21 protein-coding genes, 2 tRNA genes and 1 riboswitch are annotated in these 24,737 nt (G+C 55.0%); of the genes, 14 read left to right on the plus strand and 9 right to left on the minus strand.

All coding sequences use genetic code 11. The features are described from left to right. Window positions 1–65: 65 nt before the first annotated feature. Window positions 66–665 (minus strand): CAP domain-containing protein, encoded by a 600-nt coding sequence (locus PUV47_RS00740; RefSeq protein ID WP_274216533.1) that lies wholly within the window; start codon window positions 663–665, stop codon window positions 66–68. 309 nt (window positions 666–974) lie between these two features. Here PUV47_RS00740 and PUV47_RS00745 point away from each other — a divergent pair, with 309 nt between their 5' ends. The 8 genes from PUV47_RS00745 to PUV47_RS00780 all read left to right on the plus strand — a co-directional run bounded on the left by PUV47_RS00745 (window position 975) and on the right by PUV47_RS00780 (window position 9,666). Then, complete coding sequence (locus PUV47_RS00745) at window positions 975–2,699, plus strand: ArnT family glycosyltransferase (RefSeq protein WP_274216534.1); 1,725 nt, start codon at window positions 975–977, stop codon at window positions 2,697–2,699. Window positions 2,700–2,865: 166 nt separating this feature from the next. Next, window positions 2,866–3,672 (plus strand): phosphatase PAP2 family protein, encoded by an 807-nt coding sequence (locus PUV47_RS00750; protein WP_274216535.1) that lies wholly within the window; start codon window positions 2,866–2,868, stop codon window positions 3,670–3,672. 50 nt (window positions 3,673–3,722) lie between these two features. Further along, window positions 3,723–4,511, plus strand: a complete 789-nt coding sequence (locus tag PUV47_RS00755; protein ID WP_274216536.1) for a glycosyltransferase family 2 protein — start codon at window positions 3,723–3,725, stop codon at window positions 4,509–4,511. 59 nt (window positions 4,512–4,570) lie between these two features. Next, on the plus strand, window positions 4,571–4,828 hold the full coding sequence (locus PUV47_RS00760) for a lipid-A-disaccharide synthase N-terminal domain-containing protein (RefSeq protein ID WP_274217402.1): 258 nt from the start codon (window positions 4,571–4,573) through the stop codon (window positions 4,826–4,828). A gap of 543 nt (window positions 4,829–5,371) precedes the next feature. Beyond that, on the plus strand, window positions 5,372–6,406 hold the full coding sequence (locus tag PUV47_RS00765) for an amino acid ABC transporter substrate-binding protein (RefSeq protein WP_274216538.1): 1,035 nt from the start codon (window positions 5,372–5,374) through the stop codon (window positions 6,404–6,406). Window positions 6,407–6,495: 89 nt separating this feature from the next. Next, a complete protein-coding gene (locus PUV47_RS00770; protein WP_274216539.1) occupies window positions 6,496–7,692 on the plus strand; it encodes an amino acid ABC transporter permease in 1,197 nt (398 codons plus the stop codon). 1 nt (window position 7,693) lies between these two features. Beyond that, window positions 7,694–8,821, plus strand: a complete 1,128-nt coding sequence (locus tag PUV47_RS00775) for an amino acid ABC transporter permease (RefSeq protein ID WP_274216540.1) — start codon at window positions 7,694–7,696, stop codon at window positions 8,819–8,821. A gap of 47 nt (window positions 8,822–8,868) precedes the next feature. Then, a complete protein-coding gene (locus PUV47_RS00780) occupies window positions 8,869–9,666 on the plus strand; it encodes an amino acid ABC transporter ATP-binding protein (protein ID WP_274216541.1) in 798 nt (265 codons plus the stop codon). Window positions 9,667–9,725: 59 nt separating this feature from the next. Here PUV47_RS00780 and PUV47_RS00785 read toward each other — a convergent pair whose 3' ends face one another. Beyond that, a complete protein-coding gene (locus tag PUV47_RS00785) occupies window positions 9,726–10,364 on the minus strand; it encodes a TetR/AcrR family transcriptional regulator (RefSeq protein WP_274216542.1) in 639 nt (212 codons plus the stop codon). An 88-nt stretch (window positions 10,365–10,452) separates the two neighbouring features. On the opposite strand from PUV47_RS00785, the gene PUV47_RS00790 reads away from it, so the two are divergent. Next, entirely contained in the window at window positions 10,453–11,229 is a 777-nt protein-coding gene (locus PUV47_RS00790; RefSeq protein ID WP_274216543.1) for an HD domain-containing protein, read from the plus strand. Between the two features lie 69 nt (window positions 11,230–11,298). Here the strand turns inward: PUV47_RS00790 and sseA are convergent, their stop codons facing one another. The 7 genes from sseA to PUV47_RS00825 all read right to left on the minus strand — a co-directional run bounded on the left by sseA (window position 11,299) and on the right by PUV47_RS00825 (window position 16,882). Continuing rightward, window positions 11,299–12,144, minus strand: a complete 846-nt coding sequence (sseA, locus tag PUV47_RS00795) for a 3-mercaptopyruvate sulfurtransferase (protein WP_274216544.1) — start codon at window positions 12,142–12,144, stop codon at window positions 11,299–11,301. A 3-nt stretch (window positions 12,145–12,147) separates the two neighbouring features. Then, on the minus strand, window positions 12,148–12,864 hold the full coding sequence (locus PUV47_RS00800) for an alanyl-tRNA editing protein (RefSeq protein ID WP_274216546.1): 717 nt from the start codon (window positions 12,862–12,864) through the stop codon (window positions 12,148–12,150). A gap of 94 nt (window positions 12,865–12,958) precedes the next feature. Beyond that, entirely contained in the window at window positions 12,959–14,389 is a 1,431-nt protein-coding gene (gene cls, locus PUV47_RS00805) for a cardiolipin synthase (RefSeq protein WP_274216547.1), read from the minus strand. Window positions 14,390–14,461: 72 nt separating this feature from the next. Further along, on the minus strand, window positions 14,462–15,505 hold the full coding sequence (locus PUV47_RS00810) for a cysteine synthase A (RefSeq protein WP_274216548.1): 1,044 nt from the start codon (window positions 15,503–15,505) through the stop codon (window positions 14,462–14,464). 219 nt (window positions 15,506–15,724) lie between these two features. Next, window positions 15,725–16,375: a hypothetical protein gene (locus PUV47_RS00815; RefSeq protein ID WP_274216549.1), complete on the minus strand. Its 651-nt coding sequence runs from the start codon at window positions 16,373–16,375 to the stop codon at window positions 15,725–15,727. A gap of 299 nt (window positions 16,376–16,674) precedes the next feature. Then, a tRNA-Asn gene (locus PUV47_RS00820) sits at window positions 16,675–16,749 on the minus strand. Window positions 16,750–16,807: 58 nt separating this feature from the next. Beyond that, window positions 16,808–16,882, minus strand: a tRNA-Asn gene (locus PUV47_RS00825). Between the two features lie 270 nt (window positions 16,883–17,152). Further along, window positions 17,153–17,369, plus strand: a riboswitch (cobalamin riboswitch). 114 nt (window positions 17,370–17,483) lie between these two features. Here PUV47_RS00825 and cobU point away from each other — a divergent pair. The 5 genes from cobU to PUV47_RS00850 all read left to right on the plus strand — a co-directional run bounded on the left by cobU (window position 17,484) and on the right by PUV47_RS00850 (window position 24,678). Next, a complete protein-coding gene (gene cobU / locus PUV47_RS00830; RefSeq protein ID WP_274216550.1) occupies window positions 17,484–18,059 on the plus strand; it encodes a bifunctional adenosylcobinamide kinase/adenosylcobinamide-phosphate guanylyltransferase in 576 nt (191 codons plus the stop codon). Continuing rightward, window positions 18,056–19,165: a cobalamin biosynthesis protein CobW gene (cobW, locus tag PUV47_RS00835; RefSeq protein WP_274216551.1), complete on the plus strand. Its 1,110-nt coding sequence runs from the start codon at window positions 18,056–18,058 to the stop codon at window positions 19,163–19,165. Before cobU ends, cobW begins: the two co-directional genes overlap by 4 nt. A gap of 3 nt (window positions 19,166–19,168) precedes the next feature. After that, a complete protein-coding gene (gene cobN / locus PUV47_RS00840; protein WP_274216552.1) occupies window positions 19,169–22,915 on the plus strand; it encodes a cobaltochelatase subunit CobN in 3,747 nt (1,248 codons plus the stop codon). A gap of 27 nt (window positions 22,916–22,942) precedes the next feature. Beyond that, the gene (gene cobO / locus PUV47_RS00845) at window positions 22,943–23,575 is read left to right on the plus strand and encodes a cob(I)yrinic acid a,c-diamide adenosyltransferase (protein WP_274216553.1); all 633 of its coding nucleotides are present in this window, start codon (window positions 22,943–22,945) and stop codon (window positions 23,573–23,575) included. Between the two features lie 404 nt (window positions 23,576–23,979). Continuing rightward, window positions 23,980–24,678 (plus strand): hypothetical protein, encoded by a 699-nt coding sequence (locus PUV47_RS00850; protein ID WP_274216554.1) that lies wholly within the window; start codon window positions 23,980–23,982, stop codon window positions 24,676–24,678. The last annotated feature ends 59 nt before the right edge of the window (window positions 24,679–24,737 follow it).

A 24,737-nucleotide genomic window follows, 5' to 3' on the forward strand; every position in this document is an offset into this window, starting at 1 on the left:
GTGACCCCGCGCCGTAAAGAGCAGGCGCGGGACCTCCCTGAATTTTGTGGGCGCTCCTACACCGCTTAAAAAGAGAGCGTTGTAGACGTTTTCGCCGTTGGCGCGGGCACGGGCCCCATGCTTTGTGGCAGTTCGTCCACGGGCGCTGCCAGTGTCATGACCCAGAAGTTGCGGTAGGTGCCGTCTTTCCGGTTGGTTCGCGCTATACCCATGTGGGTTACATTGGGGTTGAGGAGATTTTTGTTGTGGTCTTTCGAGTTCTTCCACCCGTTCATGGCCGCTGTGATGGAAGCGTAGCCAGCGCCCAGATTTTCTGCGCCTGCGGCTGACAGATAACCGTTGGTCTGTGTTCGGCGCATCAGACTGCCGCCAGTGTGGCGACTGGTCTTGAGAGAGTCGCGTGAGGCCACATGATCGGCCATTTCTTGGGAGACTTCTTTCAGGTGTGGGTCGAGCTTCAAGGCCGCCAGCCCGTGCTTTGCGCGCCATGCATTGGTCTGTTGCAGGGCCTCCTGGTCGTTCACGGAAACCCGATAGATCTCCGGGGCGTCGCCTGTCAGCCCGGAGATGGACGAGCATCCACCAACAGCGGCCAAACTCAGTGCTGCGGCCAGCCACAGGGCGGCTGTGCGTGAACGGCGTGGCACGCCATCGTATTGTCTCATCGCTTTTGTATACCTCAGATTGTTCGGGGTGCCCGCAATCTGCTCCCCAATTTTGAGCGGAGTGACAGTTCTCCCACAAAAGTGGCGGGAAAATGGGAAGCATGACACTGCCTCAAAACAAGAGGGATGGTCCTCAGGCTTTTCCAAGTTATTCACTGATTGAAGAAAAAGCTTCGACATTTAATAAAATGCCACAGGATGCAGGTTTTATGTGCCTGCTGCGAATCTTTAGACATTATTTACGAAGTGTCGTTGCGGCCGGGCAGGCGTATTCTAAGCCATGTGTTTAGAGTTGTAAGGGTAGCGTTTATGATAGGGGCGAAAACCCAGGAAGCCGCGCCACATCTTGGTGGTGGCGATGAGGTACACAAGGCACCCCGCAGTTTGAGGGTGGTGGGCGCGCGTGCTTTTGCTCCTTTGGTGCTCCTGCTGCTTTGCTTGGCCGTGTTCCTGCCAGGGCAGATGTCTGTACCGCCACTTGACCGTGATGAGCCGCGGTTCACGCAGGCCACCAAACAGATGGTTCAGTCCGGCGACTACGTGAACATCAAGTTCCTTGATGAGCGTCGCAACAAGAAACCCGTTGGCATCTATTGGCTGCAAGCAGGCATGACGAAGCTGACGGGATACGGCGCTGAAGCTCCCATCTGGGTTTACCGTCTTGTTTCTGTACTTGGTGCAACGCTGGCGGTTCTCTTTACCTATTGGGCCTGTATGGCATTCATGTCATCACCTGCTGCATTTACTTCTGCGGCATTTGTGGCCCTGACCTTTATTTTAACGACAGAGTCACGGCTCGCAAAAACCGATGCCATGTTGCTCGCCACTGTTGTACTGGCGCAAGGGGCGCTCGCTCGTATCTGGCTTGCGCGCGCCAAAGACACGTTTAGCAGGTGGATATATCCGCTCGTGTTCTGGATAGCGCTTGGCGCAGGCACCTTGATCAAGGGGCCGATTATCCTGATGGTCTCTGGCTTTACTGTTGCCGGTCTGTGCCTTTTCAAGCGGGAAGTGGCATGGCTCAGGCGCCTACGCCCAATTCTTGGGCTTCTTCTGCTGTTGGCTATTGTGTTGCCTTGGCTGGTGGCCATCTACATCGCAACAGATGGGGGCTTTTTCGCTGACTCCATTGGTCGCGATATGCTTGGGAAGGTTGCGACGGGGCAGGAAAGTCATGGTGCGCCGCCTCTAACGCATTTGGCCGCGAGCTGGGTCTTGTTCTGGCCTCTATCTGCTTTCCTTCTGTTGGCTTTGCCGGGTATTTGGCGGGAGCGGAAGACGGATGCCATAGTCTTTGCTGCCAGTTGGCTGGTGCCAACATGGATCGTATTTGAACTGGTCTCTACCAAACTTCCGCACTACACCATGCCTGCGCTGCCAGCCGTGGCTCTCGCCGTATGTTTCGTTCTCATTCACAAGCTGGAACTGCCAAAGCGGGCGGGGCTCTATTGGGCCGCGACGCTCTTGCTGGCTCTCGTTCCGGTTCTTGTGGCAGTTGGCAGCGTTGCGCTTCCCATTTTCGTGAATGCCTGGCCATCGCCTCCCGGCGTGATTATTGCGGTAATCGGCGCTCTGTTTGGATTGATTGCAGCGCGGGAAATGAAGCGGCGCCATGTGTTCAAGGCGTTCTGGCCTGCGGCGGCTTCATCAATCTTCATGTTGTTTGGCTTCTGGGCTTTCGTTGGTCCGGCTTTGGAACCGATCTGGCTTTCGCCTCGTCTGGTCACGCAGATTGAGGCTGCCACATCCTGCGAAAAACCGCAGGTGATTACAGTTGGGTTCAATGAGCCGAGCTATGTTTTCCTTCTAAACTCAGATATAACCCTAGGGAATGCGAGTGCTGCCGCAGAATTCCTGAATGACGACGCTGGAGACGGATGCCGAGTGGCCACCGTTGAAAGCAAGTACGCTGTGCAATTTGAAGACGCTGCCAGACATCTTGGTGTGAAGCTCGAAAAAGCAGGGGCTGTTTCCGGACTGAACATCAACGGTGGTGATCAACTTACCATTGGGGTCTACGTTAACGGGGGATAGGGCGATTAGCATCGGGGCAGGAGATGAGAGTGCACCTTACCTTCGCAAGGAGCTAAGGGGGACTTCGCAGGGCGGTGCGCGTGCCAAGGCTTTTGGCCAAGCCGCTTCTTGGGGCAAAGCGGTTCTGGAACGCATGCGCCTTCAGTTCAAACAAGTCTTGAGTTTGATGAGGTCACGACGCGGGCGTGTTTCCCGATTGCGTCGTCCGCTGCCTGAAGGGCATAAACCTCAGGATCTGGCCGCAGTTCTTTTGATGCTCGTTGGTCTGTCGATCGTGCTGTTTGATGCCATGGTGCCACCGTGGCTGGAGCAGATGCCCGATGGCTATGGCCCGTTATTCAGGCACATAACTGATTTGGGCAAGTCCGACTGGATGCTTTCCATAAGCGGTGTGTTGTTCTTGGCCGTTTTGGCTCAAAACCATGCTGTAATGGCAATGCGTGCGCGCCTTGGTGCCCATATAGTGATGACCTACGCTGGCTTTGTTTTTGTCAGTGTACTCGGCAGCGGCCTGTTGGCCGTCATCTTGAAGTGGAACATTGGTCGGGCACGTCCGAAGCTCTATGAGACCGTGGGACCAGTCCACTTTGACCCCTTCATCTGGCATGGCAAATTCACCAGCTTGCCCAGCGGGCACTCCACGTCGGTTGCCGCCTGTGCGGTTGCGCTGGCTCTTATTTTCCCAACCTATCGGCGCTTGATACTGGTACTTGGGTTCTGGGTTGCTTTCAGCCGCATTATGGTTGGGGCACATTATCCCAGTGACGTGATTGCAGGCGTTCTGCTTGGGGGCTGTGTGTCCTATGCAATCGCGCGCTGGATGGCCCGACGGCAGATCGGGTTCAAGTATTGTTCTGATGGGAACATCGTTCCTGCGTTCGGAAGCACTTCGATGGCATTGGGGCTTTCTGCATTTGCAGAGCACGTGCGTACGCCATCCAAAGAAAAGTCCAAGACCAAAACTGCACAGTAATTGGCTGCTCCCATTGGAGGACCAGTCTGACAGAATACAGGAATATTGTGATGAATGGCGGAAGAACGCGGGGGGCGCCTGAGATCAGCGTGGTCATACCTGCGAAGGACGAGCGGGACAATCTCCCCATCTTGCTTGATGAAATTGCTGCAGCACTTCACTCCCATCAATTTGAAGTACTGGTTGTCGATGATGGCTCGACCGACGGAACCGGGGAGGTTCTCAAGGATTACGGTAGGGAAAACACCTTCCTGCGTGTTTTGCGGCATGATCGTTCCGGCGGGCAAAGTTGTGCGGTACGCTCCGGTCTGTGCCACGCGCGTGGTGCCATCATCATCACGATTGATGGCGACGGCGAAAACGATCCTGCCTACATGCCTGAACTTCTTGCTGCCTTGAACGCGGGCGGTGAGACTGTTGGTCTGGCCGCAGGCCAGCGGCTGGGTCGCAAGGCCAGTCTTTTCAAGCGTTATGCTTCCAAGGCAGCCAACAAACTGCGCGGGGCGATGCTAAAGGACAACACCCGCGATAGCGGCTGCGGTCTGAAGGCCATTCGCACTGATGTGTTCAAGCGCCTGCCTTACTTCGACGGATGGCACCGATTTTTGCCTGCTTTGGTTATCCGTGAGGGTTTTGGGGTCGTTCACGTGGATATCGTCGACCGTCAACGCCGCCATGGCGTTTCAAACTACGGCATTTGGGATCGCGCACTAGTCGGGATCCTGGACCTTTATGGCGTATGGTGGCTGCGTAGACGTCGCCGTTCCTTGCCGTCCATCAGCGAAGTTGAAATCGAACGGCCTGCCGTACAGAGCCGAGAATTTGCGGAGCAGGCTTAGTGTTTGAGAGCATATGGAATTGGCTGTACGAGGTTTTCGTCGTACGCCTCGATTTTTGGATGTTTTGGGGCCTTGCTGCCCAAGGCATGTTCATGATGCGCTTTCTGGTGCAGTGGTTGGCCTCTGAGAGGGTCGGCAAGTCAATTGTGCCGATTGCCTTTTGGTTCTTTTCCGTCGGTGGGGGGCTGTTGCTGCTAACCTACGGCATCGCGCGTAAGGATGCGGTAATTATCCTCGGTCAAGGGCTCGGTCTGGTAATTTATTTCCGCAACTTACGTCTAATCTATAAAGAAAAGCGCAGAGATCCGAGTTTCTAAGCAATTTTTGATCTCTCGCATGTTGAAACAGGCCCGTCGTAGAAGCTCTCTTCGGCGGGCTTTGTATTTTTGCGTATTTTTTGTGCAGGTACTACGTGGAATCTCGGAGAGAGTTCGCATTTATGCCGTAAATGCTTACGCCACAATTATTGATAGTTTGATTCAATCAAGACTTATTTATAAATATTCTATTACTGCATAAGTAATACATTTGGTCTTTGAAAATCATATTGTTGGTGTTGCTAATATTGCATTGCACAACACCTGTGCAGATGATGATTTAAAAAAAGGCAATCGCCTCATAAAGCACTCAAATAACTTAACTGTGAGGTTTGTCTCCTAAAGTTCGACGTTCAGGCTAGCCATTTCCTCTTGACCGATCCTGAAAAATGTCATCGAATGCTTTCACAGGGGCAGTTGAAGCCATTGGGGGGCTTTAAGGGTACTACCTCGTATTCCCGGTCTTTGGCCTTTGGTCTTTGGCCTGCTGCGTCTGCCAAAATGCAAAAGCTAATAATTGGACTAGAGAAGAGGCCCAATTCTATGAAAAGCAACATCCTTCCAGTAGCACTAAGTGCCGCCTTCGGTCTGGCCGCAATGACAGCCGCGTCTGCGAGCACTCTAGAGGAAGTAAAAGAACGGGGAACGCTAAACTGCGGTGTATCAACTGGCCTGGCTGGTTTCTCGCAGATTGACGATGCTGGTGATTGGCAGGGGTTTGACGTTGCAGTTTGCCGTGCAGTGGCTGCCGCAGTTCTTGACGATCCATCAGCTGTTCAGTTCGTACCGACAACAGGTAAGACACGCTTTACTGCACTCGCTTCTGGCGAGATTGACATGCTGGCGCGTAACACCACCTGGACCTTCAGCCGTGATGCTGACCTTAAGTTCACATTCATTGGCGTGAACTACTACGACGGTCAGGGCTTCATGGTTCCAAAGGAGCTAGGCGTTGAGTCTGCCAAGGAATTGGACGGTGCAACCGTTTGTATCCAGACTGGTACGACCACAGAGCTGAACCTTGCCGATTACTTCCGCAAGAACAACATGTCTTACGAGCCAGTGCCAATCGAAACCAACACTGAGGCTCGTCAGAATTACCTTGCAGGCGCATGTGATGTGTACACCACTGATGCGTCCGGTCTGGCTGCCAGCCGTTCCAGCTTCGAAAACCCGGCAGATCACGTGATCCTTCCAGAGATCATTTCCAAGGAGCCGCTTGGCCCGCTCGTTCGTCATGGTGACAACGAATGGGAAGACATCGTTCGTTGGACTTTGAACTCTCTGATCATCGCAGAAGAAAAGGGCATCACCGCAGCCAATGCTGACGAGAAGAAAGCCGCTTCGACTGCACCAGGTGCCGACACCGAGATTGCACGCCTGCTGGGTGCGGAAGGTGAATACGGCGCAATGGTCGGCTTGGACAACGAGTTTGCTCTCAGAGCAATCAAGGCAGTGGGCAACTACGGCGAGCTGTTCTCCCAGAACCTGGGTGAAGACACCAAGATTGGTCTTGCTCGTGGACTGAATGCTCAGTGGACTGATGGCGGCCTGCTTTACGCGCCTCCATTCCGTTAATCTGACCTGAAAAAGAGGGCGCTGTTGCTGCAGTTGGATGCGGTTGCAGCGCCTTTTTTCTAAGAACAACAAAGAAGAGCGGACAGCTGATGAGCGTAGCGACCTATTCTCCGGAGGAGAAGTTCCGACTCGGGATGCTGTGGACGGATTCTCGCTATCGGTCCACCACCATTCAAATCATCGCGTTGTTTATCGTGATGCTGCTTGGTGCGTACCTGATTAACAACATCATTACCAACCTTGCCGCCCTCGGTAAGGATTTCAATTTCAGCTTTTTGTTTGAGCCGGCCTATTACGACATCAATCAGCGGCTCATCGAATACAACTCACGCTCGCCGCACTGGATGGCAGCCGTTGTTGGCATATTGAACACGCTGCTTGTGGCGGTGCTCGGGTGCATTCTTGCTACCATCATCGGTGTGATTGCAGGCGTCCTTCGCCTCTCCAAGAATTTTGTGATCTCGCGGCTTATGTCCGTTTACATTGAGGTGGTTCGCAACATTCCTTTGCTGCTGCAAATCCTGTTGCTTTACGCCATCTTTATTGAAGTGCTGCCACGTCCGCGTGCCAGTGAACCCATGCTTGACGGCATGGTGGTCGCGACAAACCGTGGTTTTTACATACCCTCTCTGGTTCTTGGCGAAACTGGCTGGATTGTTGTTGCAACCTTCTTGGCGTCACTTGCCGCCATCTGGGGTTTCCGTCGTTGGGCGCACAAGCGTCAGGAAGAAACTGGGCAGATCACGCCTGTTTTCCTGATCAGTCTGGCGATTTTTCTGGTTCCAACCACGGTGGTCTTCTTTGCTCTTGGGTCACCCATCTCTCTTGAGACGCCGGAGCTGAAAGGCTTCAATTACCAAGGGGGTATTCATTTGCGTAACTCGTTGGTTGCTCTGTGGCTAGCGTTGTCGATCTATACCGGTGCATTCATCGCGGAGATCGTACGTTCGGGCATTCAGGCAATCAGCAAGGGGCAGACTGAGGCAGCCTACGCTCTGGGCTTGCGTCCAAACCGGACCATGAACCTGGTGATCCTCCCGCAAGCGCTCCGCGTCATTATTCCGCCGCTCATCAGTCAGTTCCTGAACCTGACAAAGAACTCTTCGCTTGCGATTGCAGTAGGGTACATGGACGTGACCGGAACGCTGGGCGGCATTACGCTGAACCAGACCGGCCGAGAAATGGAATGTGTGTTGTTGCTGATGGCTTTCTACCTGACGGTCTCCCTAACCATTTCAGCGGTGATGAACAAATACAACGCCTCTGTGAAGTTGAAGGAGCGCTGAGATGACAAAAGATAGCTCCATTGCTTTTGTTCTCAAAGAGCCGAAGGAAGCAGAGCCGGCGCCAATTGCGACCACGGGTGCACTGGCGTGGACACGGGAGAACCTGTTCTCATCTCGGCTCAACACGGCTCTCACAATCCTGTCGCTGCTCTTCTTGGCATGGATGATACCTGGGCTCGTTCAGTGGACATTTGTTGATGCGGTGTGGTTCGCCAATTCGATTGATGAATGTCGCCAGCTGTCGCCCGGAGGGGCCTGCTGGGCAGTTATCACGGCGCGCTTTGATCAGTTCATGTTCGGGTTCTACCCCGAGGAGCTGCGCTGGCGCCCGGTTTTGGCATTCGTTCTGCTCGGTGTAGCTCTTTTGCCGGTGCTGTGGGATGCGGTTCCCGCTCGCAAGCAATTGTTTTTCTTCTCCGCCATTTATCCGCTTGTGGCGTTCGCGCTGCTGTGGGGCGACGGCTTCATCTTTGAACGCGTAAATTCCAGTGATTTCGGTGGCTTTCTGCTCACCATGATCATTGGGGTAACCGGTATTTCGTTCTCACTGCCGATCGGGGTGTTGCTTGCCCTTGGGCGTAACTCGAATTTGCCGTTCATCAAATTGATTTGCGTCACGTTCATTGAGTTCATTCGTGGGGTGCCGCTGATCACGCTGTTGTTTGTTGCGTCCACGTTGCTGAACTATCTGCTGCCACCGGGAACCAACTTCGACATCATCCTGCGTGTTCTCATCATGGTGACGCTGTTTGCTTCTGCCTACATGGCTGAGGTGATCCGCGGAGGTTTGGCAGCGCTGTCCAAGGGGCAGTATGAGGCCGCAGATGCCCTTGGTCTGACCTACTGGCAGTCCATGTACCTGATCATTTTGCCACAGGCCTTGAAGATCTCGATTCCGGGAATCGTGAATACTTTCATTGGTCTGTTCAAGGACACCACGCTGGTTTCCGTGATTGGCCTTTTGGATCCGCTGGGCATTATTCAGCCGATCCTTGCGGATTCCACATGGAATGGTCTGGTTGTTGAACTCTATGCCTTTGTTGGGCTCGTCTTCTTCGTCTTCTGCTTTGCAATGTCCCGATATTCCATGTATCTGGAACGCAAGCTAAGCGCCGGTGATCGTCACTAACGGTCCGGACCAGAGGAAGAACAAAAAAGAGATTTGGAGAAACAAGAATGAGTGAAGCTAATCTGACTGAAGTTCAGGCTGATCGCTCAAAGATGCAGATTTCAGAGACTGAAGTTGCTATTGACATCATCGGTATGAACAAGTGGTACGGAGACTTCCACGTTCTGCGCGACATCAACCTTCATGTCATGAAGGGCGAGCGTATTGTTATCTGCGGTCCGTCTGGTTCCGGCAAGTCCACCATGATCCGCTGCATCAACCGTCTGGAAGAGCACCAGAAGGGCAAGATCGTTGTAGATGGGATTGAACTGACCAGCGACCTGAAGCGCATTGATGAAATCCGCCGTGAAGTTGGCATGTGCTTCCAGCACTTCAACCTGTTCCCGCATCTGACCATCTTGGAGAACTGCACTCTGGCTCCGATCTGGGTTCGCAAGATGCCGAAGAAGCAGGCGGAAGAGGTCGCCATGCACTATCTGGAGCGCGTGAAGATCCCTGAGCAGGCCAACAAGTATCCTGGTCAGCTGTCGGGTGGTCAGCAGCAGCGCGTGGCAATTGCCCGCTCCCTCTGCATGAACCCAAAGATCATGCTGTTTGATGAGCCGACCTCTGCACTTGACCCGGAAATGATCAAGGAAGTGCTTGATGTGATGGTTGGGCTGGCGGAAGAGGGCATGACCATGCTCTGCGTCACCCACGAAATGGGCTTTGCGCGGAAAGTGGCAAACCGCGTGATCTTCATGGACCAAGGGCAGATTGTGGAGCAGAACGAGCCTGAGGAATTCTTCACCAATCCTCAGCACGAACGCACGCAGCTGTTCCTCTCTCAGATCTTGCATCACTGATCTCAACGAGACGCTGTAATGACGATATGGAGCCCGGCGAGTTGCCGGGCTCTTTGCATTTACGGATGCTGTGGCGTCAGAAGGCAGTCGATGCCGTGGACTGCAATCCGCTTCAGTTCTAACGCGCTCGCGCCCGCACGAGCCCGCAAGCTGATCCCATTGAGAAGTATGCCGAGCAGATGACCGACAAGTGGGCGTTGTTCCTCCGGGATCGTTGGGGCCGTGCGGTTATCCTCTTGCAACAGCACCGCGAATTTGGCGTCCAGCTCCGAAATGATTTTCTGAAGAGCTGTCCCGATCGCCGCAGAATGAAGGGTTTCAGCGGGGGCCGTACAAGCCACGAAGCATCCCGGATTTGCATCGGCTTTGGCCTCAGTCACAGCCAGTCCCGCAGTATAGATTGATATGGCCCCGTTGAAGATGTTTATCAGTCCGGTTCTCAGGTCAGGAGCCTCTTCAAGGGACTGTTCTGCCATGGTGGACATGCTTTTTGCAAAGAGCTCCAGAGACGCAATGTACATGTCCTCCTTGTTGCCAAAGGCAGCATAGAGACTTGGCCTGTTGATGCCCGTTGCTTTGGCAATGTCATCAAGGCTTGTGGCGGAAAAGCCGTTCTCCCAAAACAGATCCTTGATCTGCTCCAGAGCTTTTTCCCTGTTGAACTTTCGTGGTCGGCCCCGCGACTTGTGTTCCGTCATTTATGTACCGTTTCGCAAATTAATTTGATTGGTGCTTATTATTATGCGAAACAGTACATAAATTTGATGGAGATGAGAAGGACAAACAGTGTCGATCAATCAAATGGGCACACTGGCCTGGGGGCGTCGAGAAGGGCGGTATAGTCGTGGTCGGCTGACACGTCTTGAGCGTCTCGCCCTCGTGCGAAACATGGCGCATCTGCAACTCATCGAGCTTGGTGATCTTTTTCGGAGAAGGCTTGGGCTGCTGCAGCCTGAGCGGGCGCTGCTAGAGGAATTGTTGCCCAAGAAGACCGCTCTGGTGGATGATGCGCTTAGTCTGGCCAAAGAGACACATGCCGAGGCTTTGCTTCACCACAGTTGGCGCACCTACTTGTTCGGGGCGTTGCTTGGCCGCCATGCCGGGCTGAACTATGATCCAGAACTGTTGTTTGCCTCGTGTATTTTGCATGATCTGGGAATTTCCTCAGACCGGGACACGCATCCAGAAGAGTGTTGCTTCGCGGTGAGTGGGGCGGAGCGCGCATGCTCCCATCTTGCTGCCAAAGGCCATGATACGGACAAGGTGAACCGGATAGGGGATGCGATGGCCCTTCACCTGAACGCCTATGTTTCAAGCCGCCTTCATGGTGCAGAGGCTCATTTGGTTTCGCGTGGTGCCGTTTGTGACTTGTTCGGCGCAGGTGTCCGGCGGCTTGCGGGAGCGTCAGTAGATGAGATCATGCTTCGCCACCCACGGGAAGGTGTTGTGGATGCTCTCGGTTTTGAAACTTTCCGTCATCTGCCAGGTACTCGCGCTGCGGTCATGACCGCGTTAGCCGGTGGCAATGCGCCCAAAACGCCGTTGGATCGCTATGGTAGCTAGCGTAAAGAAAAAGCCTCGCAGATACAAAGCTCTGCGAGGCTTCTCTATCAATTTGATTCTGGCAAAGAGCTATGCGCTGCCCGTTGAAATTGGGGTGTCCTGCCGACTTCCCCATTCGGCCCAGGAGCCATCGTAAACAACGTGGTCTTCGTGGCCGATAAGGGTGAGCCCGAGGGCAATACCGGCAGCGGTTACACCAGACCCGCAGGTGCATACGGCTCGTTTGTTGGCGTTGATACCCGCATCATGAAAAATTTTCTTGAGGTCCTGGGGGGACTTGTAGGCACCATCAACCAACAGCTCGGCAAGCGGAACACTCTTGGCACCTGGCATGTGCCCTGAACGCATACCTTCGCGCGGCTCTGGCTCTTCTGCCGTGAACCGGCCACGGCCACGGGCGTCAACGATCACACCATCGGCACCATTTACCACGTCTTTTACCTGCTCAAGATCATAGACTTTTGAGGTGTCCAGCATGCCCTTCAATGTACCTGGTACAGGAACATCGAGGGTGTCTGAAAGAGGGCGACCTTCGGCACGCCACTTGGGCAGGCCACCATCGAGAACGTACACCTGCGTCAAACCAAAGATGCGCAACATCCACCAGGCACGGGGCGCTGAGAAAATACCTGCTGCATCATAAAGAACCACAGTCTTGTCGTTCCCAACACCAAGAGCGCTTACTTTCTCGGTGAACTCTGCATCGCTAGGCAGCATGTGCGGGAGATCGGTATTCTGATCGGCGATATCCTCAATGTCGAAGAACTGGGCGCCGGGAATATGGGCTACAACAAACTCTTGTTTTGCATCTCGCCCTGATGTTGGCAGATGGAACGAGGCGTCAAGCACTACAAGATCTGGCCGAGACAGGTTCTCAGCTAGCCAGTTGGTCGTTACCAGTGGGGTTCCGGGCATTGATCAATCCTCCAGTTCTATGCGCACCCGGCGGTTTTGGCGGCCCTTTTTCTCCAGCTTGGAAATTCGGAGACGACCGATCTCGTTGCTGTGAGAGACATGGGTGCCACCGCAAGGTTGCAGGTCTACGTGTTCTCCAATTCTTATGAGGCGAACACGGCCACTGCCAGTCGGTGGTTTTACGCTCATGGTCTTGACGAGATCTGGGTTGGCGTTCAGCTCATCCTCTGTGATCCATTCAAAGGTAACTGGGTGATCCTCTTCCACCAGTGCCTGGAGTTTGGCGGTGAGTTCTTCCTTGTCCAGCGTGGCCTCGGGAATGTCGAAGTCAAGCCGTCCTGTGCCCTCTGAAATTTGCCCGCCAGTTACTGGGTAAGGCAACACAACGGACAGAAGGTGGAGGGCGGTGTGCACCCGCATGTGCTTGTAGCGGCGCTGCCAATCAAGATGCGCAATGAGCCTTTCACCAACCTGTGGCGGTGTTTCACACTCAGCCAGTTGATGTGCAATGACGTCCTTGGTCTCACCATATAAGGTATTGATGACCTTCAGCTTTCCGCCATTTTCCAGCTCGAAGCTGCCAGAATCGCCAGGTTGCCCTCCGCCGGTTGGGTAGAAACAGGTTCGATCGAGGATGACCAGACCGTTGTTTGAAACCGCGGTCACGGTCGCCTCGCAGGAACGCAGGTAAGGTTCATCTCGGAATAAAGGTTCTGTCATGGCTCACCTTGGCAAACGCTTTGAAATCACGAAGAGATTAACGGTTGACGTCAAGTGGTCAATGGAGATGGCTTCAACTGGGCTGTGGTTTGCCTCAAAGAATTGGCGAGAACAGTTTGGCGGCCTGACACAGAATACGGAAAACATAGCGGCGGCTTCTCAGTTCAGCGAGGCCGGTCTGGCGGGCGTGGTCAAAGTCTGTGCGCAACATACGTGCGGTGTCGTCAATCATCTTGGCTCCGGTGAACCAGAGAGTGATCTCGAAGTTGATGTTGAAGGACCGGTTGTCAAAGTTGACTGTACCGACACCTGCAAGCGCATCGTCCACCAGAATGACCTTCTGATGCAGGAAGCCTTTTTGATAGCGATAGACTTTGATGCCGTGGTTGATGAGGTCATCAGCATGGGCATAACTTGCGAGCCAGACCAGCCGGTGGTCCGCCTTTTCGGGCAGCAGAATACGCACATCGACACCGCGCAAGGCGGCTGCGTAGAGGGCCGTCAGTATCTCGATGCCTGGCACGAAGTAGGGACTGACAATCCAGAGGCGTTCGCGGGCACGGGAGATGGTCTCCATAAACGCGATGGCGCAATCCTCCAACGGATCTGCCGGGCCTGTGGGCATAACCAGAACCGGCTGATTGCCCGGCGTTTCCAGTTCATCTGGAAGAGCCAGATCAATGGGGGCGCCCGTGGCCCATTGCCAATCCTCGGCAAACGATAGGGCGGCAGCTATGGTGGCAGGTCCAGAAACGCGAACATGGGTATCGCGCCAGTGCCCAAACTTGGAGGAAAGCCCCAGATACTCCCGGCCGATGTTATGCCCGCCGACCCAACAGGTCTTGGCGTCTGTGACGACAACCTTGCGGTGATTGCGGTAGTTCAGACGCATGGGGCCCAACAGGCGGAGAAGTCTGTGGCGCTTGTTGAAGCCGCTCACCTTTATCCCCGCGCGCTGCAGGCGGCCCACATAGTCATATGACAAATTACGGGAGCCCACATCGTCATAAAGGAAGTACACAAGCACGCCCTGCCGGGCTTTCTCCACCATCGCATCGGCCAGCGCCTGACCGACTTCATCATCTTTGACAATGAAAAACTGAACGAGAACAAAGTGTTCAGCCTGCCTGATCCCATCAAGAATGGAGTTCAGCATGGCTTCTCCGTCGATCAGGAGCTTGCAGTCATTTCCCTTCAAAAATGGCAGGGGGGTAATGCGGTTGTGAACGGTCCACGCCTCGTTGGCTTCATAATCAATCAGAGCGCCGTGACGCTTGTTGATGTCTTGCTCAAAGGAGCTGAGGCCGCGCTGGATTTCGCCATAATCGTCAAAGCGTTTCCAAGCGAAAATGAGATACAGAAAAGCAGTGGGGAAGGGTAGGAAGAACAGAGAAAGCAGCCAAGCGATGGTGCCTGAGGACGTGCGGCCCCACATGATTTCTCGGGCTGCACACACCATGGACAGGCCGTACACAAACGCGGTGATAAAGGCAATAATCGTGACGGTGCTAAACAAGGTATCCATGCGATGCAACTCCTGACCGCATGGATAACACATTCATCGGTTTAGGAAAGATCCGAAACCTTGGGTTTTAGACTAAGCTTGCTCGGAGATGAACGGGACGGGAATATCTACCTTGCGTTCCATCCATTTTGGGACGGGCAGTTCCTTAGAGCGCAGGAATTCCGGGTTGAACAGCTTTGACTGATATCGGGTGCCGTAGTCACACAAAATGGTGACAATGGTCTTGCCGGGCCCCATTTCTTTTGCCAGTCGAATGGCTCCTGCGACATTGATGCCGGATGAGCCGCCAAGACACAGACCTTCATGCTCGAGAAGGTCAAATACGATCTCAAGTGCTTCTGCATCAGGGATCTGGAAGGGGATATCTACGGGTGCATTTTCCAGATTGGCGGTAATACGCCCCTGACCAATCCCCTCAGTGATGGAAGAGCCCTCGGACTTGAGTTCGCCATTCTTGTAGTAGTTGTAGATCGCCGCTCCCATGGGATCGGCAAGACCGATGGTGATGTCCTTGTTCTTGTCTTTAAGGCCTCTGCCTACGCCTGACAACGTGCCGCCTGTGCCAACGGCACAAATGAAACCGTCAATCTTTCCATCGGTTTGCGCGTAGATCTCTGGGGCGGTCGTGACAATATGGCCGTCTCGGTTGGCGGTGTTGTCAAACTGGTTGGCCCAGATCGCGCCATTGGGTTCTGTCTTGGCCAGTTCCTCTGCGATCCGGCCTGAAACCTTGATGTAGTTGTTGGGATTGCGATAGGGCACCGCAGGCACCTCGATGAGCTGTGCCCCTGCCAGGCGCAGCATATCTTTCTTTTCCTGACTCTGTGTTTCGGGAATAACAATGACGGTGCGAAAACCCAGTGCGTTGCCCACAAGGGTCAGGCCAATGCCGGTGTTTCCGGCGGTGCCTTCCACGATCACACCGCCCGGTCTCAATCTTCCGGAGTTAATTGCATCTTGAATGATGAAGAGGGCAGCGCGGTCCTTCACCGATTGTCCCGGGTTCATGAACTCTGCTTTTCCGTAGATATCGCAACCTGTTAGCTCGGATGCCTTGCGGAGTTTGATCAGGGGAGTGTTTCCAATGGCGTCAATCACTGAGCTTCGGGCGGTCATGAAAAGCCTCGTTTTACTGGCAATGGCTATAGAACTTTACTCAGAAGCTAAGGGTTTGTGCGATCAGGAACAAGCTACGCCCTGTCAAGATTAGAGTGATCTTGGAAATTTGAACTAATTAGGGTCTGGTTTTTAGGATCAAAATCTCTGAGAAAACAAAAAGAACCCCTGCGGCGAAACAGGGGTTCTATTGAGGAGAGGTCCGGTCTGTTGTTTTTATTAGTTGACCAGTGAGACTAGGGCCTTGCTCACTGTCTCTCCAATTTCACCCGCACGCACCATGAAGGACTGACGATGGATCGGGTGTGGGGCCTTTTCCTGAACGAATTCGACCTGAACGTTGGTTTGCGTCGTTTCATGCGTTTTTTGCGTTACAACGACTTTTTCTGCGTTCGTTTGCAGGCGGGCTTGGTCTTTCGCTACAGTCGGGGCAGTCTTTGCGAGTGGAACCTCAACCTGCATGACAGTTACAACAAGTGCACGGCCATCGGGGAGCAGGTGTGTTTCGTTTTCGTTGATCCGGGAATCGTACACGACCTCACCATGGTCATCGATTAACTCGACCCAGATTTGCTTTTCGTTATTAAGCTCCACTTCGCCGACCCAGATGGACAGTTCACTGTCCAGTGGGTCGTCGCTTCCACTGCCGGGGGCGGGGGCAAGGGTTACATCGAGGTAATCCTCCGGCATGGAATAGGTAACGGCGCGATCAGCCTTTGCGGCTTTGTTTGTTATGGTGGTGGCACTCGACGCCGAGGTGTATGCGGCTCCCAATCCCACTCCTGCCACCAGGAGAAAGGCGAGTGCGGCGGTACTCACAAAGCGCTTTGCTTTGATTGGGATCTGGTAGTTCAGATGGGTATTCAACACGTGACCCTCCGCAATTCTTATTTTTAACCGCTAAATTACCGCGGCTTTGCGTTAGGAGAAGCCTAAACAAGTCAGGAATGAAGGCTATAAGACCACGATTGTATAAATATCCCGTTTCGCGCTAGCGTTACTAAACGGTAACCGACGCAATTCTTAACAAATACCTAACGAAATGGATTTATTGCGGAAATTAGCCCGTAATTTCACGTTGTTGATTGTTTGGGATAACGGGGAAAGGCACCTCACGAAAACGTGATCGGCCAAAAACAGTCACAAATTTGTCTGCTGGGTCAAAAAAGTGGCTCCCCGGGCCGGATTCGAACCAGCGACCAAGCGGTTAACAGCCGCTTGCTCTACCACTGAGCTACCGGGGATTACCCAATCATTCTAGCGAATGATTATCTCCATCAAGGAGAGATGCAAACGGGGGAGTGGCTCCCCGGGCCGGATTCGAACCAGCGACCAAGCGGTTAACAGCCGCTTGCTCTACCACTGAGCTACCGGGGATCATTGCGCCTTGTGAGCGCGCCGTCGCCGTTTGCGTGAGGGGGTTTGTATAAAAGCCGGTTCGATTTGCCAAGCCCGTTTTTGCAAAAAATCGGGAGTTTGTGGACAGAACCAACACTTTTGTTGTGAGCGTAGGAAAGGGGCGTTCGAAAAGGGCAGAAAACCGCCATTTGCCAGCGCTGTGAATTATTTAGGTTGTGAAGAGATTGATTGACAAGCGGCATTTGCGCAGTGCTACTTAGTCCCTATCAAAGGCTTCCAGTTCTGTTGTGCAGTTGAGCGGCATTAAGCTCTGCGCGCCTCAGATGAAACGGGAATGCGGCATCACGGGTTAATTACCGTTAACTGACGTGTTGGTGAGCCGCAGCTGCCCCCGCAACTGTGAGCGATTTGGGTTCTTCACCATGTCACTGGCCTATCCGGCTGGGAAGACGAAGCAACCCGATAAGTCGCGAGCCAGGAGACCGGCTGGAGCTTCCATATCTCTTAACTGCTGTCGGGTGGACGGCAAGGAGCGCCAGACGATGATGAATTGCCGGTCGGGGCTTTGCCCTCGCGCCTTCGCGAATGCTTATATGGCCCTTTATAGAAAGGGCGGCTGATGAGCGATCTGAAAGTTTCTGAAGCTACGACAACCACGCGGCCGCGACACCTGCTGGTAACTGGCGGGGCGCGCTCTGGCAAAAGCAGCTATGCTGAAAGCTTGATCGAGCGATCGGGGCTGAGCAAGGTCTACATTGCCACGGGACAGGCTTTTGATGCCGAGATGCGCCAGCGTATTGAGCGGCATCAACGCGATCGGGGCGATGGGTGGACCACCATTGAAGAACCAATTGCCTTGAGTGATGTGTTGCTTCGTGAAGCGCGGCCTGATCGGGCGGTGCTGGTGGACTGCCTGACGCTGTGGCTCTCCAATCTCATGCTTGAAGATCGGGACACCAGCGATGCGGCGGCCCAGCTTGGTGCCAGCCTTGGCTTCCTGCGCGGGCCAGTGGTGTTTGTGACCAACGAAGTGGGGCAGGGTATTGTTCCCGAAAATCCGTTGGCGCGGCGCTTTCGCGATGAAGCCGGACGCCTCAATCAGCACATGGCCAGTCTTTGTGATCGGGTGGTGCTTGTTGCTGCCGGACAGCCTGTTCAGATCAAACCTTCCTTGCATCCGGAGATCCGTCTGTGACCTATTCCTTTTCTGCTGCCAAACCAAAGATCCCTGCCGTCATTGTGACCGGGTTTCTTGGGGCAGGCAAAACCACCCTCGTGCGCAACCTCTTACAGAACGCCGAGAACATGCGCATAGCGCTGATCGTCAATGAGTTTGGCGAAATGGGATTTGACGGGTCACTTGTAAATGGGTGCGCTGACCCGGACTGCAGCGCCGACGAAGTGGTGGAGCTGGCCAATGGCTGCATTTGCTGCACGGTGGCAGACGACTTTCTGCCAACCATGGAAATGCTCCTGAAGCGTGATCCTGCGCCGGATGCCATCCTAATTGAAACCTCTGGTCTTGCTCTGCCGCAACCATTGGTGCGGGCGTTCAACTGGCCAACGGTGAAGCCAGCGGTGAGCGTGGATGGTGTGGTGACCGTGGTTGATGCTGCGGCTCTTGCTGAAGGGCGCGTCGTGGGAGACGAGGCGGCATTGGATGCCCAGCGCAAGGCGGACGAGTCTTTGGACCATGAAAGCCCTGTTGAAGAGCTTTTTGAAGATCAGCTGAAATGCGCGGACCTTGTGGTGATCAACAAGGCGGATCTTGTTGATGAAGACGTGCTTGCCCGTATCAAGGAGAAACTGGGCCAGCGTTTGCGGCCTGCCGTCGAGATGGTGGCAGCGGAAAAGGGAAACCTGTCCTTGCAAGTGCTGCTGGGCCGGAATGCGCAGGCCGAAGACAACATGGAAGGCCGACAGGCGCATCATGAAACCCACCACCATCATCAGGATGATGATCACGACCACGACCACGACCATGATCACGAACATCATCACCATGACCACAGTCACGATGACTTTGTGAGCCATGTGGTGCGCGCGCCGACCTATGGCTCTCTCGGTTCAATTGAACAGAGCGTGGTCAAAGCCATGGCGGTGAAAGGTGTGCTGCGCATCAAAGGCTCGGTTGCGGTGGATGGCAAAAAGGCTCCTGCCATGGTGCAGGCGGTCGGCCCTCGTGTTGAGGCATGGTTTGCTGCGGGCACTGAAGGGGCGGGACAGTTGGTTGTCATCGGCCTTGCCGACTTCGATCAAGCGGCTGTTCTGGAGGCTCTTGGCGCACAGGAACTGGTCTAACCCATGCATATTCTCGCAGGTCAAGCGCGTGGGATAGACGAGCAGAACGAAGCGGTGGATCTGGAACAGGACCCCGCTGACATTCTGTTTCTTTCCGCGGCGGACACGGAGCTGGCACTGATGACTAGTGCCGTGCAGCAGTGCGCGCCTTGTTACAGTGTGCGGGCGGCCAGTTTTCTGGCGCTTACCCACCCCTATTCGGTGGATCTTTACTGTGAGCGGACTGTTCAGGGTTCAAGGCTTGTGGTGTTGCGCCTGCTGGGCGGGGCGCATTATTGGAACTATGGGCTGGAACAGCTGGAGATGCTGGCCAGACGCGGCGTGATCGACCTGGCTGTGATGCCGGGGGATGACAAGTGGGATGAGGTGCTGGCAGCCCGTTCCAGCTTGCCGGTTGGCGTTGTAAAGCGGCTGTGGCGCTACTTTGTTGAAGGTGGGCCCGCCAATGTGTCTGCAGCGCTTGAGTATGCTGCCAGCTTGAAGGGCTTGCTGCCGGGCCTTGATCCCAACATGGTTGCTGAGCCGCGTCCGCTCCCCAAGTGTGGCTACTACGCCTCTGGTATGGAGTTCCCAACTCTGCGGGAGATTACCGCGCGTTTTGATGGGGAACGACCGGTGGCCGCCTTGGTTTTCTACCGTGCGCTTTATCAAAGCGGAGCGCTGGCTCCTGCAGATGCGCTCATTTCAGCTTTGCAGGCTCAAGGGCTGAACGTGTTGCCGCTCTATGTGAGCAGCTTGAAGGATGCAGAATGCGCCGCTGTCGTGCAGCAGAGCTTTGATGCGGTGAAGCCAAGTGTTGTGCTCAACGCTACAGCGTTTGCACTGAGCAAGGCCGGTGCACAACACTTTGAGACCATTCTTGATGCGCCGGGAGCGCCTGTGCTGCAAGTGGTGTTCTCCTCTATCTCGCAAGGCAGCTGGGCTGAGAGCACGCAAGGGCTGTCGCCGCGGGACCTTGCCATGCATGTTGTGTTGCCCGAGGTGGATGGCCGCGTGCTGACCCGTGCTGTTTCTTTTAAAGAAGATGGCGAGAAGGACCCTTTGACCCAGTGGGCGCCGGTTCGGTTTGCGCCCAAAGACGACCGAATTACCTATGTGGCTGCGCTTGCGGCCAATTGGGCCAAGCTGTCAAAGCTGCCTGAAGGCAAGCGGCGCGTGGCGCTGGTACTTGCCAATTATCCCAATAAGGATGGTCGCTTGGCCAATGGGGTGGGGTTGGACACTCCGGCATCTTGTGCGGTGCTTCTGGCCGAGATGAAGGCGGCCGGTTATGACGTTGGGAGCGCGCCGCTCTCAAGTGCCGAACTGATGGCACTGCTTTCTGAAGGGCCAACCAATGCGCTGGAGGGACGCGGTGCCCGTAGAGCCGGTGAGACGCTGAGCCTTGAGGCTTACATGCGCTGCTTTGCTCAGCTTCCGATGGACGTGCAAAGGGCTGTTCGCGCGCGCTGGGGTGGCCCGGAGTGCGACCCCTATGTGGCGGGGGGCGAGTTCCGCTTGAGCCTGCATCGATTTGGCAATGTGGTGGTGGGCATTCAGCCAGCACGTGGTTACAACATCGATCCGAAAGCGACCTATCACCACCCGGATCTGGTGCCGCCGCACAATTATTTTGCCTGGTACTTTCATGTGCGTAGCGAGTTTGGTGCTGATGCCGTTGTGCATCTCGGCAAGCACGGCAATCTGGAATGGCTGCCGGGCAAGGCGCTGGCGCTCTCCGAAAGTTGCTTTCCCGAGGCGGTGCTGGGGCCGACGCCCAACATCTATCCGTTTATTGTGAACGATCCGGGAGAAGGGGCGCAAGCCAAGCGGCGCACGGCAGCGGTGATCATTGATCACCTGACGCCGCCGTTGGCGCGGGCGGAGAGCCATGGCGTTGCCAGTGAAATGGAAAACCTGCTGGATGAGTTCTATCAGGCCAGTGGGGTGGACACGCGCCGCTGCGACGTGCTTGCCAAGGAGCTGCTGGATTTGGCGGCCACCCACGGCCTTGATCTGGATATCGGCCTGACCAGCGACATGGACGAGGAAACACGTCTTGCCCGGCTTGATGCCCATCTGTGTGACCTGAAAGAACTCCAGATCCGGGATGGGCTGCATGTGTTTGGGCGCAAACCTGAAGGCCGGCCTTTCGACGAAATGAAGGTGGCATTGCTGCGGGTGCCAAGAGGGCAAAGCGCCAATGATCAGAGTCTGTTACGGGCGCTTTCAAAGGATCTGATTCAAACAGAGTTTGATCCGTTGTCCTGTGATTTTGCTGGGGCCTATACCGGGCCCAAACCGGATTTTCTGGCGAAGCTGAGCGGTGATCTTTGGCGGTCCAACGGGGATGCGGTGGAGCGGCTGGAGCTGCTTTGTCTGAAACTGGTCACGGGTGAGTTGCCAGTGCCAGAAGGGTGGCAGGCAACCTCTGCGGTGATGGAAGGTTTTGAGAAAGAGATTCTGCCAAGGCTTGCAAGCTCTTCTGAACGTGAGGTGAGGTCTGCGTTGCGGGCGCTGGGCGGCGGCTTTGTCGAGCCGGGGCCATCGGGTGCGCCCTCGCGTGGTCGACCGGACGTGTTGCCGACGGGGCGGAACTTCTATTCGGTGGATGTGCGCGGTGTTCCCACGCAGACCGCATGGCAGATCGGCGCTCGCAGTGCTGAAGCCTTGATGTTGCGCCACTTTCAGGATGAAGGCGAATGGCTGGATACGCTGGTGCTTTCCTGCTGGGGAACGGCGAACATGCGCACCGGCGGAGATGACATTGCCCAAGCGCTGGCGTTGATTGGCGCGCGGCCCATTTGGGAGCCCGGTTCAGGACGGGTGACCGGGTTTGAGGTGGTGCCTTTGTCGGAGCTGCAGCGCCCCCGTGTGGATGTGACGCTTCGGGTCTCCGGTTTCTTCCGTGATGCGTTCCCGCAGCTCATGCATCTGTTTGATCAGGCTGTGGGTGAAATTGCGCGGCTGGAGGAACCGGAAGAGGCCAACCCATTGGCCGCGCATGTGCGCAAGGATGCGCTCAAGTTGCGAGCCGAGGGACATGATGAGCAGAGCGCTTGGCAGCGTGCGGCTTTCCGTGTGTTTGGCTCCAAACCCGGCGCTTATGGGGCAGGCCTGCAGGCCTTGATTGATGAGGGCATCTGGTCAGACCGTGCAGACTTTGCGGAGGCGTTTGTGGCATGGGGCGGATATGCCTATGGCGTTGCAAGCGACGGCGTAAATGCGCCAGCGGAGCTTGAAAACCGTCTCGGCGCAGCAAGGGCCGTGGTGCATAACCAGGACAACCGGGAGCATGACCTTCTGGATTCCGATGACTACTACCAGTTTGAAGGCGGGCTTTCGGCCTCCATTGAGAGGTTCAGCGGAAAGGCGCCGACGGTTTACCACAACGACCATTCACGGCCAGAGCGGCCTGTCATCCGTACGCTGTCAGAAGAGATTGGGCGCGTGGTGCGGGGTCGGGCGGCAAACCCCAAGTGGATCGCGGGCGTGATGCGCCATGGTTACAAGGGGGCTTTCGAAATGGCTGCCACCCTTGACTACCTGTTTGCCTTTGGCGCGACCACCAACGCGGTGAAAGACCATCACTTTGACCAGTTGCATGAGGCTTACTTTGAAAACGATGAAGTGCTGGCATTCCTGCGCGAAAGCAATCCGGCTGCTCTGAGAGAGATGGCGCTGCGGTTTCAAGAGGCAATCGAACGCGGACTTTGGGTGCCACGACGCAACAGCGTGCATGTGAACCTTAAAGAGATAACGCGCGCCTGACGGCGATACAACACGAAGGGGAACCCCATGGCGGTGAACAAAGAAGACATGAGCGAAGCGGAGCTGGACGCCCGTCACGCTGAAAAGATGCGCAAGAAGAAAGCGGCGCGCGACAAGATCATGGAGACCAAGACCATCGAGAAAGGTCTGGTCATCGTGCATACGGGTAAGGGCAAGGGCAAATCTACCGCCGGGTTCGGTATGGTGTTTCGAACGCTGGGCCACGGTCATCGTGTGGGCGTGGTGCAGTTCGTCAAGGGGCGCATTGAAACGGGTGAGCGCATGGCGCTGGAGCGCTTTGGCGATCAGGTGACCATCAAGCGCATGGGCGAGGGCTTTACCTGGGAAACACAGGATCGCCAGCGAGACATCTCGGCCGCGCGGCAGGCCTGGGATGCCGCCAAGGAGCTGATCCTTTCAGGCGACCACAAGCTGGTATTGCTGGATGAGCTGAACATCGTGCTGCGCTATGACTACTTGCCGCTGGATGAAATCGTGCGCTTCTTACGTGATGAAAAGCCCGAGGACGTGCATGTGATCGTCACCGGTCGTAATGCCAAAGAGGAACTGATTGAGATCGCGGATCTGGTGACCGAGATGACGCAGATCAAGCATCCATTCCGCTCCGGGGTGAAGCCGCAGGAAGGCATTGAGTTCTGACGGGTTCGTGCCGAATGCAGTAAGTTTTCAAGCGACTTTGGGGAAGCTCCCATGGAGGAGCTTTCCTACTTGCTTGTTGTTCAGCGGTATTGAACTATTCTACCTTTAAAGCGGCAAGTGCAGCTGATCTTTAGTTTTCCAGGCTATTGCACATATTGTGTTATAGAACACAGTTGGCTAACCTCTCATCGTGGTAACACCATCCGAATTATTGGATTGAAGCCGTTCACTCCGTTGTCGGGCTGCCGGGCACACTCAACAAAATAACTGCTTTTACTGATGTCAGAGCAAAGGCTCTGCATGGCGAAAAACTGCGGAAACATGCGTTTTGTGACAGTTTTGTGCGCCTTAAGTAATCGTTGTCGAGCGGTGCTGCCCGCTTGATGTAAAAGGTTAAAATTCTAGTGGTTGATTCATCAGTTGGCAGAGCGCCGGAAGAATATTTCTCATTAAAATGGGGATATGCAACGATTTTGTTCCTGTGTGTGGTGCTGGGAACGTCTGCGTTGGCGGCCTATACTTCCCCGCAGACATGGTGGGGTGCGCTGGAAGAAAACGGGCCGGTTGAATTACTGAGTGTTGTATTGTGGCTGTGCGTGTCACTGGCCGTGTTGAGCCGGTGCAAGCTGGACACGATCGGAACGTCTGTCATGGTGACATTCGTGGCTTTTGCGGCGCGCGAGGCGGATCTGCACAAGGCATTTTCCTCCGACAGCTTCTTCAAGCTGCGGTTCTACACCTCTGGCGAGTTTGGGCTCGAACAAATGCTGTTTGGCATTGTCGCGGTCGTCCTGTTGGCGGTGATTGCCATTTCCGTCTTTGCCTTGTTTCGCTTCATATTCCTGCGTGGGGGCTGGCGTACAGCATTTGGTCAGGTGATGGTTGTGGGGGCGGGGTTGCTCCTTGCAACGAAAGCGGCGGACAGGCTGCCATCCATTCTGCGCGTGGACTATGACCTCCAGATCGGGCCAGAAATTGCGGCGGCTCTGCGGGCATTTGAGGAAACCGGCGAGCTGATGGTTTCCTTCCTGTTCCTTGTGGCTTTTGCCTGGTTCAACAAGACGGCAAGGTTTAATGGCCGGCCGCTCCGATCCGGCAAATAACCGGCTCTTTCTCACGGGCTTTCAGGAACAAGGTTGTGCTGGGCGAGGCTCGGCACAAT

The sequence above is a fragment of the Pseudovibrio exalbescens genome, assembly GCF_028737195.1.
Classification (GTDB): domain Bacteria; phylum Pseudomonadota; class Alphaproteobacteria; order Rhizobiales; family Stappiaceae; genus Pseudovibrio; species Pseudovibrio zosterae.